Origin of the sequence: Helicobacter pylori, assembly GCF_014498195.1 — a bacterium.
Classification (GTDB): domain Bacteria; phylum Campylobacterota; class Campylobacteria; order Campylobacterales; family Helicobacteraceae; genus Helicobacter; species Helicobacter pylori_DO.
In genome coordinates this window covers 30826-43810 of sequence record NZ_JACTGH010000009.1, presented here as the reverse complement: position 1 = coordinate 43810, position 12985 = coordinate 30826, and the positions used below count along the sequence as shown (strand labels likewise).

At 37.4% G+C, this 12985-nt stretch carries 13 protein-coding genes, 3 pseudogenes and 1 riboswitch; of the genes and pseudogenes, 6 read left to right on the top strand and 10 right to left on the bottom strand.

Annotation, left to right across the window (positions count from 1 at the left end):
• Nucleotides 1–110 precede the first annotated feature (110 nt).
• The 3 genes and pseudogenes from H7N67_RS05415 to H7N67_RS05405 form a co-directional block, all read right to left on the bottom strand.
• Nucleotides 111–1016 (bottom strand): DNA adenine methylase, encoded by a 906-nt coding sequence (locus H7N67_RS05415; RefSeq protein ID WP_042636291.1) that lies wholly within the window; start codon nucleotides 1014–1016, stop codon nucleotides 111–113.
• Nucleotides 1016–1876 (bottom strand): annotated as a pseudogene (locus H7N67_RS05410) (EcoRV family type II restriction endonuclease). Before H7N67_RS05410 ends, H7N67_RS05415 begins: the two are co-directional and overlap by 1 nt.
• 77 nt (nucleotides 1877–1953) lie before the next feature.
• Nucleotides 1954–2115: pseudogene (locus tag H7N67_RS05405) on the bottom strand (site-specific DNA-methyltransferase); the annotation flags it as partial.
• Nucleotides 2116–2149: 34 nt separating this feature from the next.
• On the opposite strand from H7N67_RS05405, the pseudogene H7N67_RS05400 reads away from it, so the two are divergent.
• Nucleotides 2150–2434 (top strand): annotated as a pseudogene (locus H7N67_RS05400) (hypothetical protein); the annotation flags it as partial.
• 73 nt (nucleotides 2435–2507) lie between these two features.
• Here the strand turns inward: H7N67_RS05400 and H7N67_RS05395 are convergent.
• From H7N67_RS05395 to H7N67_RS05385, 3 genes are all read right to left on the bottom strand, one after another.
• The gene (locus tag H7N67_RS05395) at nucleotides 2508–3965 is read right to left on the bottom strand and encodes a glycosyltransferase family 9 protein (RefSeq protein WP_187939292.1); all 1458 of its coding nucleotides are present in this window, start codon (nucleotides 3963–3965) and stop codon (nucleotides 2508–2510) included.
• Nucleotides 3966–4061: 96 nt separating this feature from the next.
• Nucleotides 4062–5102 (bottom strand): glycosyltransferase family 9 protein, encoded by a 1041-nt coding sequence (locus H7N67_RS05390; protein ID WP_187939291.1) that lies wholly within the window; start codon nucleotides 5100–5102, stop codon nucleotides 4062–4064.
• 67 nt (nucleotides 5103–5169) lie between these two features.
• Nucleotides 5170–5907 carry a 5'-nucleotidase, lipoprotein e(P4) family gene (locus tag H7N67_RS05385; protein ID WP_187939290.1) on the bottom strand — a complete coding sequence of 246 codons (738 nt, stop codon included), beginning with the start codon at nucleotides 5905–5907 and terminating at the stop codon, nucleotides 5170–5172.
• Between the two features lie 123 nt (nucleotides 5908–6030).
• Here H7N67_RS05385 and H7N67_RS05380 point away from each other — a divergent pair, with 123 nt between their 5' ends.
• Nucleotides 6031–6579: a YceI family protein gene (locus H7N67_RS05380; RefSeq protein ID WP_000709816.1), complete on the top strand. Its 549-nt coding sequence runs from the start codon at nucleotides 6031–6033 to the stop codon at nucleotides 6577–6579.
• A gap of 63 nt (nucleotides 6580–6642) precedes the next feature.
• On the opposite strand, the gene tenA is transcribed toward H7N67_RS05380, so the two are convergent.
• Entirely contained in the window at nucleotides 6643–7296 is a 654-nt protein-coding gene (gene tenA, locus H7N67_RS05375; protein WP_187939289.1) for a thiaminase II, read from the bottom strand.
• Between the two features lie 711 nt (nucleotides 7297–8007).
• Between tenA and H7N67_RS05370 the strand changes: the two genes are divergently transcribed.
• The 4 genes from H7N67_RS05370 to H7N67_RS05355 all read left to right on the top strand — a co-directional run bounded on the left by H7N67_RS05370 (nucleotide 8008) and on the right by H7N67_RS05355 (nucleotide 10309).
• Nucleotides 8008–8328 (top strand): pantothenate kinase, encoded by a 321-nt coding sequence (locus H7N67_RS05370; protein ID WP_187939288.1) that lies wholly within the window; start codon nucleotides 8008–8010, stop codon nucleotides 8326–8328.
• Nucleotides 8329–8366: 38 nt separating this feature from the next.
• Entirely contained in the window at nucleotides 8367–8870 is a 504-nt protein-coding gene (locus tag H7N67_RS05365; protein ID WP_187939287.1) for a hypothetical protein, read from the top strand.
• A gap of 76 nt (nucleotides 8871–8946) precedes the next feature.
• A riboswitch (TPP riboswitch) is annotated at nucleotides 8947–9057 on the top strand.
• Nucleotides 9045–9707, top strand: coding sequence for a nicotinamide riboside transporter PnuC (gene pnuC / locus H7N67_RS05360; RefSeq protein WP_187939286.1), 663 nt, complete (start codon nucleotides 9045–9047; stop codon nucleotides 9705–9707). Its footprint overlaps the riboswitch before it by 13 nt.
• Complete coding sequence (locus tag H7N67_RS05355; RefSeq protein WP_187939285.1) at nucleotides 9695–10309, top strand: thiamine diphosphokinase; 615 nt, start codon at nucleotides 9695–9697, stop codon at nucleotides 10307–10309. The genes pnuC and H7N67_RS05355 overlap by 13 nt, the downstream gene beginning before the upstream one ends.
• 649 nt (nucleotides 10310–10958) lie before the next feature.
• Here H7N67_RS05355 and rplQ read toward each other — a convergent pair.
• From rplQ to rpsD, 3 genes are read right to left on the bottom strand one after another with little or no spacing between them, the layout of a single operon-like run.
• A complete protein-coding gene (rplQ, locus tag H7N67_RS05350) occupies nucleotides 10959–11309 on the bottom strand; it encodes a 50S ribosomal protein L17 (RefSeq protein WP_001216119.1) in 351 nt (116 codons plus the stop codon).
• Nucleotides 11309–12343, bottom strand: coding sequence for a DNA-directed RNA polymerase subunit alpha (locus H7N67_RS05345; protein WP_000864528.1), 1035 nt, complete (start codon nucleotides 12341–12343; stop codon nucleotides 11309–11311). Before H7N67_RS05345 ends, rplQ begins: the two co-directional genes overlap by 1 nt.
• Nucleotides 12344–12354: 11 nt before the next feature.
• Nucleotides 12355–12981 (bottom strand): 30S ribosomal protein S4, encoded by a 627-nt coding sequence (gene rpsD, locus H7N67_RS05340; protein WP_000135247.1) that lies wholly within the window; start codon nucleotides 12979–12981, stop codon nucleotides 12355–12357.
• Nucleotides 12982–12985 lie beyond the last annotated feature (4 nt).

The window sequence follows — 12985 nt, the reverse complement described above, 5'->3', positions numbered from 1 at the left end:
GGTCTGTTCCAAATAAAATTGCGTTTCGTTCGTTTTCATTATAACGCTCCTTAAAAAACATGAGAAAGTATTATAACGATGATTGCCTTATTAGAAGTTTAGCATGCATGTTATAGAGCACTAATCTCTAATCTGTGCATCAATGCGTCTTTAATGCCCCCATTTAAATCTGTATCGCTCATCTGTATATTGAATAGTAATGCTTCATAAATCATATTGCGATTATTTTCTTTAGCTCCAACATGATAAAAATGCTCTTTAGTTACGATAGGGTAACTTTTCCAAATAGAAAAAATATAATCATTTTTACGATATTTATTGCTAAACCATGTAGAAAGAATGAAATTACACTTGGATTTTGACAACACTTGTTGCAATGCAACTTCATTTTCTTCATTCCAGCAATCAAAATAATCTGCATTTCTTCCAATATAAGGGGGATCAGCATAAATCAAATCGCTTTTGTTCGTTTCTAAAATAGTTTGTTGGAAATCTTGACACTTGAATTCATAATGATTGCTTTTAATCATTTTTGCTGTATTTTCTACTTGATTGACAATCTTAGTAACCAAGCTTTGGGCAAAACGCTGCGGTTTTTTACAAAACGGCACATTGAATTTCCCTTTTTGATTGAAGCGTATCATGCCATTAAAACACGCACGATTTAAGAATAGAAAATCAAGAGGATCACAATCTTTATTGAATCGTTCCCTCACTTCATAATAATATTCTCCATTGCTTTGCAATAATTTCAAACCTTCTTCGTTGAGAAATTCCCTCACAATCTTTGGGGTGATCTTTTCATCTTGAATGGCTTGATAGAAACGGATTAAATGCGGATTGCTATCGCACAACAACGCTCTTTTAGGCTGGATATTAAAAGCCACAACGCCTGTCCCCATAAACGGCTCAACCCAACGCTCAAATGCAACCTTTTTTGAAATCCCTTTAATCCAATCTACTAATTTCGTCTTAATGCCTTGGGATTTTATGGGTGGGATCAGTGTTTTCATCATTAAGATTTGCTCCTATTTTTGACAGGATTGATTTTTTGAATATCAATTCCTTTAAATTCAAGGAAATCAACTAATTTTGTCAGTTTTTTAAAACTACCTTGATTCTTTAAATCAGGTATCATTAACACGCCTTGATTGATCCAATATTCATCAAAAATTTGTTCGCCAAGATTTTTAAACACACCATTCCCTTGCAAAATATCATCAATATATTGAATACTGCCAATGTTAGCCGTATTACCACTTCCGCCCTTATCGCTAGCGATTTTCCATTTCTCTTCAGCAAAAAATGTAAAATCTTTGATAACAGAAGTAATGTTATCCAACTTTTCTAATTGTAAAATTTCTGTTTCATCTATACCGCTAGAGGCAGATCATGTGTATAAAATACCCAAACAAATATGAGCCAAATAATGCGAATAGGGGAATTGGATATTTTTTGCACTAGTGCGATTCCTAAAATATTCACCATGCGAACCCAATGTAAAACCATTACAAAAACCCAAACAATCATCTAATCGATAAGTTGTTTTTATATCTACAGCAAACTTTATGTTTGGATTTTCCTCGCACACAAAAGATAGATCAGGATACCAATTTTGTTTTTCAGCAATAATGATTTCATACCCATTTTTCTTAGCAAATGTTTTAAACCTAGGGAAAAGTTGGATTTCAAGAATTTTTGAAATAATTTTAGTATCTGATGAAATTGTATAAATATTTTTATCTGTATCAATAAATCCTTTAATTTTCCAATCTCCCAGTTGAGTTGTAACATGGTCAGTTAATTCTGTTGCAAAAAACCTTAAGTTTTTCAATAAAATTTTGTTTGACTGACTCCATAACCACCTTTCAAACACGCAATTGCTATCAAATGTATCCAACTGATTATAACACGAAAATTATCGCTTTTAGTGTCGTAAAGATTTGCTTTTCCTTACCAAATGAGCGCTTCTTTTAAGGCTTTTAAAATCTCTACTTCTTTATCATTCCCTTTAAATTTCACCATTTTTTCATTGAAAAACTCCACTCCAACCCCCCATAAATTTTCTAAAGTCTCTTTAATATCCACGCCCATTTTTTCTAGCGTGTTTAAATTGTTTCCAAATAATACTCGCTACAAAGTTATCACCCCCCCCCATTTAATACCAATGTCGCCCTTATCTTATCGCACCAAGCCAAAGCCAGCCTTAACTTTGATGCCGCATTCATCAGCAAAGAAGCGAGCGATCTCAACATCTCTTCCGGAGGTGGGGGTTCAGTCTTCCCTTTATTCTGCCTTGTCTAATCTCGCTCTAGTTTGCGATAGAGGCTCTAAAGTAAGCCCCATTTCTAATGTTTTCGTAACGAGCATGCTTTGCGATTTGCATGTGAATGGATCGGGGAGTTATGCGTTTTTGTTGTATCGTTTAGAATAGCAAAAACCACCCATAAATCAACCATTTACTCCATTTAAATGCTAAAGTTATCCTCTAAAAACTTGTAACGCAATCAAACTCGTTCAAAATAGGTTGTTTCGTTGGTATTAGATGGCGCATCTTCTTTCAAGAGATGAGGTGCAAAACATTTAATGGCGCTAATAATATCTTGCGGGTTCACAGAATCCACTGGCGGGTGCGGCATAGTCATGGCTTTGAACATCCAGTTGCTAGACCTAGAAATTATTTTTTGAAAATCCCTTGGATAGATCATGTGGATATTAGGGCCAATTTCCTTTGGGTAGGGGTGGAATCTTGGGCTTGAGAGACCTGAAGAGACTATGAACGCATGAGGGATCTTCAAACAAGCGCTCAAATGCGTGATGGAAGACTCATTGCCCATCGCAAAACTAGCGTTCTTTAAAAGATAAAGGTATTCTATCAAACCGGTTTGATTGATTAGAGAAATGGCATTTTTGTGGCGTTTTAGAATGGAATTGGCAAGCTTTTCATCTTCTTTAGAGTTTCCGCAAAGAATGAGTTGGTAGTCAGGATTTAAAAAATAGATCATCTCATCAAAGCGCTTATACACTCTAAAATCATCGCTAGCTCCGAGATTCAACACGCCATAAGGTGGTTTTAGAATATTCTTAAACTTTTCATATTCAAAAGCGATGGAGAGTTTTAATTCAAGTCCAACAAACCCTATATCCACGCCTTTAAAATGCTTAAAAAAAGACTGAAAAAAATCTTGATTTGAATCATAGAGAAATTGGGGCACTTCTTTAGGATAGAACAAATGCGTGTAAAAGTTTTTTCTAATTTCCCCTCTCTTTCTATAATCGGTCCTAAAGAAAGATTCTATTGGGTGGGTGCAAAAAACCCCCACTTTATTTTCGGCAATCAAGTGCTTTATAATAGCGTCTTCTTTAGTTGAAAAATAAAACATAGAACTATTAATGCATATCTCGTAGCTTTCTTTTCTCAAATTAGAAACATCTTCGTAGCGTTTTCTCATGAATTTTGGGAGAAAAAATAACAATTCTTTTAATTTTGAAAGGCGTGAGCCATTAGTGCCAATCCGCAAGTATTTTTCCCAGTAAATATTATCTAAAAAGATAAACTTATCTATATATTGAGAATCGCAATGGGTTGCCATATCCTTGATAGTAGCGTTTCCAATAAAGGTGGTTTCATAATCTTCAAAATATTTTTTAAAAAGAGGTAAAAAATTGCGATAGAGTATATAATCTCCAATAATGTCCAAGCGGATAAAACATAAGGTTTTTTTACGAATGGGTGGAGGAGTAGGCTTTGTAAGAGTGAGCAATCTGTCTAGTTGGTTTTGGATGCGAATAAGGCTGTCTTTTTGGAAGGAATAACGACTATTAAAGAACCTTCTAATAACAGGAATCTTTTGAATAAGAGGAATTTTTGCAATGGTTGCAACCATCAAAACGAAAGCTATATAAGGGTAATAATAAAGATAAGATAATTTTGATTTTAAAAACAAAGAGAGTAAAGATTTCAAAAACAGCTCCTATTTTTAGCGTTCAATAGTGTAAAATCCACGCAAACATTAAGAATAAGCGAAAGCATGATTATAGCAAAAAGTCTCTTATCAAAGCTACATCTTGCGGTAATTGATAAAACCCACAATCTTTTCACCCTCTTTTTCAATGTCAATCAAACCCATATCGTTTGAGCCATTAGGCGGGGTGATGCCCAAAAATCGCTCATTGAAAGGCCGCCATCGGACAATAGAAGCAGTAAGTTCGTTAGGGTAAAACCCGATAGATTGGTTGTCAAATAAAGCGTTCACATGCAAAGGGCCTGAAGCGTTCCCAATATAGACGGACAAATTCGCGCACAATTTGGCTAAATCCACTAAACTATGGCTCGTATCATAAAGATGGGCGAAAGGGACTTCTTTAAGGAGTTCTTCTGTGGCTTTCCTCTCGCCTGGCCCGCAAATAAGAATGATCTCACAACTTAAATTGTTGTGTAAACAATCAATCAGTTTGATAAAGTGTGAAGCAGGCAATACGGGCGAACTGCCTCCGCTATGCATATGCACGCCAATCCACAACAAACCAACATCAGCGTTGAGTTTTGAAGCGATGAGGGATCGCTCTTTGGATTTGTCTTTAAGTTTCCATGCGATTTTTTTGATTTGAGCGTTAGGGAGATCATAGTCTTTACAAAACGCATGGATTAAGTCCAAATTGTATTCGTATTCGGTTTTTAAGCATAAAGAGCGGTTTTGGCGCACGCTCTTTTTATAGAACCAAGAATAGATTTTAGTCTTTGGTGCTAGGATGTAAGGGATAAATTTCCTCAAACTAAAAGCAAGTTTAGCGTTTTTAAAATTGGAAAATAAAAAGATAAGAGCGTCAATGGATTTGCTTTTGAGAGTGGTGCTCAAATGGTTGTCTTCTATAATGACTTCATCAATGAAAGGGAATTCTAAGGCTATTGGGGTGGTATAGCTAGGCACAACCACACCCAAATACACTTCCTTGCCTTTTTCTAAAAAAGCTTGCTTTAGAGCGATTAAAGCGGGTATGGCTAAAATAAAATCGCCTAACTTGTCGTTACGGATCACAAAAACTTTTTGAGAGTTTTCTTTATCTTTACATTTTAAATCTTCAAACCCTACAAAATCCATGACTCCGCCTAAGAGATCAAATTTTTTGTCATGTTAGCAAAAATCGTTCTTATGCGATGGATAAATTTTATTTTTTATTCTGCCATGCTTTTATAGGCTCATCTTCCCATGTGCCATAGAGAGAATTGGGTAAAATGATCCACTCTGTGCCGAATTTTTGAGCGTTTTGCAAGACTTTAGCTCGTTGTTCTTGGCTGTTTTTAGCGTCTTTAGCAAAAAGTGCGTCAAAATCATGCAAAGTGTCGCCCACTTGTAAAACAATCGCATAATCCTTAGCGACTAATTCTCGCCTAACGGCTTTAGGCTTGCCTTTTTCTTTTAATAAAACGGATTCTTCGCTCACTTGGGGGAGTTTAAAACTTTTGAGCGTTTTTAAGGTGAATGCCTTATTTTTTTGCGTGCGGTTAGAAATGTAAAAAATCTTAACGCCCTTAGAATTAGCGTATTCTAAAAAGTCTAGCGCTCCAGGAATGAGCGTAAGAGAGCCTTCTTTTTCAAATTTATCCCAAGTTTCTGGGGTGTATTTAATACAATTTTTGACTAAATAGCCCGCATAATTAAAAGTGTTTAAGACGGTTTCATCTAAATCCAAGATGACGGCTGGCTTTTTGTCTTTAACGAGCTTGAGGTTATTGTCTAGCGCCATTTTCGCCATTTTGTAACTTTGCAATTGCAAGGCTCTAATCTCAGCGCTTTGCTGATGATACTTAACGCTTCTTGTTATCGGCGAAACGCACTCTTTAGCGTCTAACAAACTCATCAAACTCAATCCTAATAAAACTGATGCAAGGGTCTTTTTTATCATAACAACACCTACCTGATGGGGATTTTTTGTATTATACCTTAAAACAGACGATTAGGAGTGTTTTACCATTAACCAATTTGTTGTATAGTTGGCGTTTTTAATTCAAAATGAAGCGAGGAAACAATGAAAAAAGCGTTAATGTTCACCCTTTTGGGCGTTAGTTTGGCGTTTGCAAAACCTTATACGATTGATAAGGCAAACTCTAGCGTGTGGTTTGAGGTCAAACACTTCAAATTCAATGAAACAAGAGGCGTGTTTGATAGTTTTGATGGCAAAATTGATGCCGATCCTAATACCAAGGCTCTCAATGTTTTTGAAGGCAAAATTGATATTAAAAGCATTAACACTAGGAACAAAAAAAGAGATGACCACCTAAAAACAGCAGAGTTTTTTGATGCCATGAAATACCCCAAAGGGAGCTTTAAAATGACCAAATACGAAGATGGTAAAATCCATGGGGATTTGACCCTTCATGGCGTAACTAAGCCTGTCGTATTGGAAGCCAAAATCCAAGCCCCCTTACAAAACCCCATGAACAAAAAAGAATTCATGGTGCTACAAGCTGAAGGCAAAATCAACCGCAAGGATTTTGGTATCGGTAAAACCTTTAGCGATGCTGTCGTTGGAGATGAGGTAAAGATTGAGCTCAAACTAGAAGCTTACGCTCAGTAATCGTTTTGCAAGAGATAGATATCTTCTTCTCTTGCGTTTTTCTAACAGCACAAAAACTTTTATTCAACTTTGATACGCCATATCCCAAAACAGATATTCGTATTCGCTTGTAGTGATAAAAATCTCCTTTAATTTTTCAATTTCTTGTTTTGAAGAAGCGAGGGTGAGGGAATCAAGCAAATTAATATTCCAATTTACGCACGCTTGAAATTCTTTGGAACTATAGCCCTTAACCCAATGCCCATAAAAGGCATGCTCTAAAGCGTTGGGGATTTGGCTTAAATTTTGCGCGATCACTAAATAGCTCCAGCCACAAGCCAAAACAGCCGCCGTAACTTCTTTAATAGAGCCCTTAATCCCTTCAGCGAGCATGTAGCTTGTATAGGATTTATTCGCTAGAGTGGGGCACGCGCTTTGCAATTCTTTTTGAGCGATTTGAAGTTCTCTAATGTAATGGTTATGGATACTCATCTCGTTATTCAAAATATCTTGTATAGCGTTAGAAAACTCTCTCATCACAATTTCATCATAAGCTTTTACTACGCCTAAAGCAAACACCTTAGCGTATTCTAAAAGAAACAAATAATCCTGAATGATATAAAAACGAAATTTATCTCTTTCTAAAGTCCCATGCCCTATGCCTTGAACAAACGGATGGGAAATACAATCCCCCCAAATAGATTGTGCATTTTGATACAGATATTGTGAAACTTGCATTTTTACACTCCTAAAATCCATTCAACGCATTCTAACACGAAAGCTTGTGATATGGTATAAAAATTTGTTTTTAAAAAGGTTGGTGGGTAGGATCTTGTTTTCAAAAGTTGAACGCTGTATTAAAATATCTGTGATTTTGAATAGCGATTAATGATATTATAGGGCTTGTATTGGTTGTTTAAGACTGGCTATCATTTGTAACCATAAAAAGGTTGATTCCATCTCGCTCTGTAGGTTTTTATTTTTAGAAGTTTTTATTATGGGAACTTGCAGTATGGCACTTACAAGATAGGAGTCAATCTTAGATGCATGGTTTCAAACCTATTACAGAGCGAGATGGAATCAACCTTACTATTTATGATTGGTTTAATCTCTGTATGAAGTCATATCGGCTAAAACTCAAAATAGTTTAGCATAAAAATAAAAAAGCGTCTAATATATTTAAAATGGGCGTTCGATTTTTAAGCGGTTGGTGTAAAAACGCTATCAAAGGCTTTGATGCTTGAAACTTAACGCTCTAAAACGCTTAAAAAATGCTAAAAACCAATGATTTACTTTAATCCTGTAATTTGTGAATAAACAAAACATTTATTGAGCTTCTTGTGATATTTTTCCGATCTATAACAATGCTTTTAATAGGGTTGTGGTATAAATATTCTTATCAGGGTGTGCAAAACATGCCTTGAATCTCAATTTATGAAAGGATTTGTTATGAGTGGATTAAGAACATTCAGTTGTGTAGTGGTTTTATGCGGTGCAATGGTTGATGCGGCTATAGCTAGTCCTAAAATAGAGGCAAGGGGCCAGCTTGGTAGAGATATAGGAGGAGATATTGGTTCAGCAATGGGAGCTGCCAGAGGGCCGTTAGGGGCTGCGATTGGGGGTCAGCTTGGTCGGGAAATAGGCGATAGAGTAGAAGATTTTATCCGTGATTTCATAGACAGAGAGCCTCAAACTAGAGAGCCACAAACCCCAAGAGAACCTATCCGTGATTTTTATGATTACGGCTATAGTTTTGGGCATGCTTGGTGATCTTAAATGAGCCAAGGTGATGGGGGGAAGGAAATAACATGGATACTACAAAAGAGAATTTGAATGGCTCAAAAGAGCGTTTGAATTATACTGAATACAGTATAGCAATGGGTTTAGTTGCTATAATTTGTTACTCCATAGTTTTTAGAACAGCTCTTTATCGTTCAGATGTTGGTGATCCGATTTTCAACCCTAAAGATAGTTACTATGTGTGGCTAGTGGCTCTAATAGCGGCTTTGTTGTCTAATCTCTTGTTCAACCCAAAAGGCAGGTCGGCAGGTTATTTCATTATTGAAGCTTGGCAAGGATTCCCCAAGTTTTTTAAAGCCATTTTTAAGGCTAGGTTTTTTGGCGCGTTTTATGACGCTGTGTTAGGATCCAGGCTAAGGGATTTTTATGTGATGCTTTTAACGATACCTTTTGGTATCGCTATGCATGAAATTTCGGCGTATTGTGGGCATCCTAGCAACTTTCTTGTAGAGGGTTTGGTCATTTTGGGGTTTCAATATTTTCTTAAGCTTTGCGCTAAATGGGGGTGGTGATTTAACTCAAATAGCATTAAATGGAGGGGGACATAAAAACTTTAAAGCGCATTCTCATGGATTTGTGTTACAATAAGGAGCATTTAAGGGGTGCTTTTTAAAACGCTCAAGTTTTTAAAAGGCTGAGATCAAACCCGTAGAACTTGTCAAGGTAATTCTTGCGTAAGGAATAACATGTTAATAACCACCCAACTATCCAAACGATTTTACGCCACGCTCATTCTTTCTTGCGTGTTTTTAACCATCACTAATATCCTTGTCAAAGGCTCGTTTATCAATCTTTTAGCGGGGCTTAGTGGGGTTTTGTATGCGTTTTTTGCCGGAGAAAGGCAAACGATTTGCTTTATGTTTGGTCTTGTTTATAATTTGAGTTACGCTTATGTCGCTTATCAGTGGAAATTAAACGCTGATGTGATTTTATGCCTTTTTTTGTATATGCCGGTAACGATTTATGGGCTGTTCGCATGGAAAAAGACAGAGCAGCATGAAGGCGTTATCAAGGCTCAAAAACTTCCCAAAAATTGGCGTTTTATTCTCGTTTTAGGCGTAGGGGTTTTAACTTGTGTGAGCGCTTTGTTTTTTAAAGAGATTAAAACGAATTTTTTATGGGCAGAGAGTTTTAATTTCGTCATCTTTATTATTGCTTTTATTTTACAGGTTTTGCGGTATGTGGAGAATTATGCGCTAGTAACTTTGGGGAATATCGTATCCATTATCGTGTGGTTTTGTATTTTTCAAATTTCTACAGAGAGCTTGGTGCAACTCTTCACAACGATTCTATACCTTTTTATTGGCTTGTATTATTTTAACCGCTGGAACCAGTCATGCAAGCAGTGATTTTAGCGAATGGGGAGTTTCCTAAATCTCAAAAATGCTTAGACATTTTAAAAAACGCTCCCTTTTTAATCGCATGCGATGGGGCTGTCCAGTCCTTGCATGCACTTCAATTCAAACCCAGCGTTGTTATAGGCGATTTGGATAGCATTGATTCGCATTTGAAAGCCTTGTATAACCCTATACGCGTGAGCGAACAAGACAGCAACGATTTGTCCAAAGCCTTTTTTTATGCTTTGAATAGGGGCTGTGATGATTTTATTTTTTTAGGGTTGAATGGCAAGCGAGAAGATCACGCCCTGGCAAACACTTTTTTATTGTTGGAGTATTTTAAATTTTGCCAAAAAATCCAAGCCGTAAGCGATTATGGTCTTTTTAGGGTGCTAGAAACCCCTTTTACTTTGCCCAGTTTTAAAGGGGAGCAAATCTCGCTTTTTAGCTTGGATCTTAAAGCCCGATTCACTTCTAAAAACCTCAAATACCCCTTAAAAAACTTGCGTTTAAAAACACTCTTTTCCGGCTCGCTCAATGAAGCCACTAATCATTGTTTTAGCATTAGCTCTACACCTAAATCGGTGGTGTTGGTGTATCAAAAATTCTTATGAGCGGGTTTTGCTAGGCAAGTTTTTAGTATCTGTATATTGAAGTTAAGGAGCATTTAAAATGGTAGGTATAGAAAGATTGATTCAGTCCCGCTTTGGCGTGGTGGCGGTTCGGTTTATAGTCTTTAGTGTATCTTGTGTGGCTTTCACAAGATAGGAGTTTGTATCTTGTGTCTTTTTTATAAAACCACTACAAAGCGAACAAATCAACCCATCACCTACATCGGCTAAAATCCAAAGCAGTTTAGTATAAACGAATAGCCAATATCTAGCGTGTCTAAAAATACGCTTGAATCCATCTAACTCAATCTCCAGCAGTTGGATTTCTTAAAATCATCAAACCAATTAGAAATCTCAATAAAAATGCAAGAAATACCGCTCAAGTAAAGGGTGGGATAAAAGCCAGTGTGAGTTTTGAGTTTATTTTGATTTTTTAAAAAATAGGGTTTTAGTTACTTTATTTTTGCCGTTTTGAGATTATCGCTTAACTAAGCTCTTTTATATTTTGATCACAGAAAATGTTTTTTAGCATTTTTTAAATTTCATGATCAATAAAACAAAGTCAAAGCTTTTAAGCGCTTCTTTTAAAAAGATAAAATCAAAGCGATAACCACCAACCAAGACTAAATCTTGGCTAGCAGTTCATCAAATTTCATACAAATTCAATGGTGGCTAGAGTGGAAGCGTCCCCTCTTCTAAAAGTGGTGCGTTGGATCCTGGTGTATCCGCCATTCCTTTGCGCGTATTTGGGCGCGATTTCGGTTACAAGCTTGTGGGTGGCTTCTTTGTTTTGCAAATATGCAAAAACATGGCGGTGCGCATTAAAATCGCCCACACGAGCCGCTGTCGTTAATTTCTCAATGTAACTGCGCAATTCCTTAGCCTTATAAATCCCTGTTTCAATTTTGTTATGCTCAATCAAAGCGATCGCTAAATTCTTTAATAACGCCTTTCTGTGCGAGCTGGTTCTCCCAAGCTTGCGGTATCCGTGTTTGTGTCTCATCAGTCGTTACCTCCTTTATCTTCTAATTTTTCTAATCTTTTCTTTAAACTCTCTCTTTGTTCAGGGCTTAATTCTGTGCCTACCGGATAGCCCAAATCATTCAATTTTTCAGCGATTTCATCATAGGATTTTTTGCCCATGTTTTTCACGCCCTTAAGCTCTTCTTCGCTCATCAACACGAGTTCGCCCACATACTTGATGCCGATTTTATCCAAGCAATTAAAACACCTAGCGCTCAAATTCATGCTTTCAATCTTAGCGCTCAAGTCTTTAGCGTCATCTCTTTGAGCGTAATCGCCTGAATACTCCGTGTTAGCAATGGGCCTTTCGCCAAAAACACCCAGTTGCTTGCTCATCACTTTCACCGCTGACAAAAACGCTTTATAAGGGTCAATCTGCCCGTCTGTTTCAATATCAAAAATGATTTTTTCATAGTTGGGATCGCCCTCAACCAAAACATTTTCAATCTCATAAACGACCTTTTTAATCGGCGTGAATGAGCCGTCTAGCGGCATGTAGCCCTCAGGCATCAATTCCCTTGTGTTTTCGCTTGGGACATACCCCATTCCTTTATAGATAATGAGCGAAAAATTCAATTGAGCGTCTTCGTTGATTGTGGCTAGAGGCATTTCAGGATTGACGATTTCTATATGCTCAGAATTCAAATCCCTAGCCCTAAGCTCCATAGGCCCTTTAAAAGAATAATCCACCACAACCGATTGGTTTTCTAAAGAGCTATCCTGCCCCACTAACGCCTTGGCTATAAAGCGGATATTCTTTAAATTCATGATAAAAAGCGACACATCTTCAGTAACCCCCCTTAATGAGTCAAACTCATGATGGACGCCTTCAATCTTTAAACCTACAGGAGCATACCCCACAGAGCTTAAAAGCAAGAGCCTTCTAATAGGATGAGCGAGCGTAACAGCGTAACCAAACTCAAATGGAGCCAGAGAAATCTTAACCCGATTGCCCTCTTTCTCTAGCACCTTAATTTCTGATGGGATCAAAGGTGCTGTTTTGATAACTTTCATGCTCTAACCCCTTACTTAGAATACAATTCTACAATGAGTCTTTCTTCAATAGGGACAACCACTTCTTCTCTTTCAGGGTAGCGGGTGAATATGCCGTATTTTTTATCTTTTTCCACATCAATCCATGGCACAATCCCTGTTTGAGCTGTCAATTCCATCGCGCGCACCACTTGAGGGTTGCTCTTGGTTTTTTCTTTGATCTCAATTTTTTGCCCTGAACGCACGAAATAAGAGGGAATGTCCAAACGCTTACCATCCACAAGCACATGCCCATGCGTTACCAATTGCCTAGCAGAGCTTCTAGTGGTCGCAAACCCCATGCGATAGACGACATTATCCAATCTTCTTTCAATCAAACGGATAAGGTTTTCACCCGTATTGCCGTCCAAGCGATTGGCTTCCACAAAAATACTCCTGAATTGCTTTTCAGAAATGCCATACATCATTTTAGCTTTTTGCTTTTCTTTCAATTGCAACCCGTAATCAGAAGTCTTAGCGCGTCTTTGCCCATGCTGGCCTGGCCCATAAGCCCTCTTATCTAGCGCGCTCTTCCCACTCAATCGCCTTTCACCTTTTAAGGCTAAAGAAACCCCAAAACGCCTTTCTAGTCTTTCTACTGCGCCTCTATATCTTGCCATAAAG

Bases quoted from the DNA above. Each gene is read 5' to 3' on its own strand.
- H7N67_RS05345 (WP_000864528.1), bottom strand. From the start codon at position 12,343: ATGAAAGTTATCAAAACAGCACCTTTGATCCCATCAGAAATTAAGGTG.
- H7N67_RS05365 (WP_187939287.1), top strand. From the start codon at position 8,367: ATGGATACTACAAAAGAGAATTTGAATGGCTCAAAAGAGCGTTTGAAT.
- tenA (WP_187939289.1), bottom strand. From the start codon at position 7,296: ATGCAAGTTTCACAATATCTGTATCAAAATGCACAATCTATTTGGGGG.
- H7N67_RS05390 (WP_187939291.1), bottom strand. From the start codon at position 5,102: ATGGATTTTGTAGGGTTTGAAGATTTAAAATGTAAAGATAAAGAAAAC.
- H7N67_RS05380 (WP_000709816.1), top strand. From the start codon at position 6,031: ATGAAAAAAGCGTTAATGTTCACCCTTTTGGGCGTTAGTTTGGCGTTT.
- rplQ (WP_001216119.1), bottom strand. From the start codon at position 11,309: ATGAGACACAAACACGGATACCGCAAGCTTGGGAGAACCAGCTCGCAC.
- H7N67_RS05355 (WP_187939285.1), top strand. From the start codon at position 9,695: ATGCAAGCAGTGATTTTAGCGAATGGGGAGTTTCCTAAATCTCAAAAA.
- H7N67_RS05415 (WP_042636291.1), bottom strand. From the start codon at position 1,016: ATGATGAAAACACTGATCCCACCCATAAAATCCCAAGGCATTAAGACG.
- H7N67_RS05385 (WP_187939290.1), bottom strand. From the start codon at position 5,907: ATGATAAAAAAGACCCTTGCATCAGTTTTATTAGGATTGAGTTTGATG.
- pnuC (WP_187939286.1), top strand. From the start codon at position 9,045: ATGTTAATAACCACCCAACTATCCAAACGATTTTACGCCACGCTCATT.
- H7N67_RS05370 (WP_187939288.1), top strand. From the start codon at position 8,008: ATGAGTGGATTAAGAACATTCAGTTGTGTAGTGGTTTTATGCGGTGCA.
- rpsD (WP_000135247.1), bottom strand. From the start codon at position 12,981: ATGGCAAGATATAGAGGCGCAGTAGAAAGACTAGAAAGGCGTTTTGGG.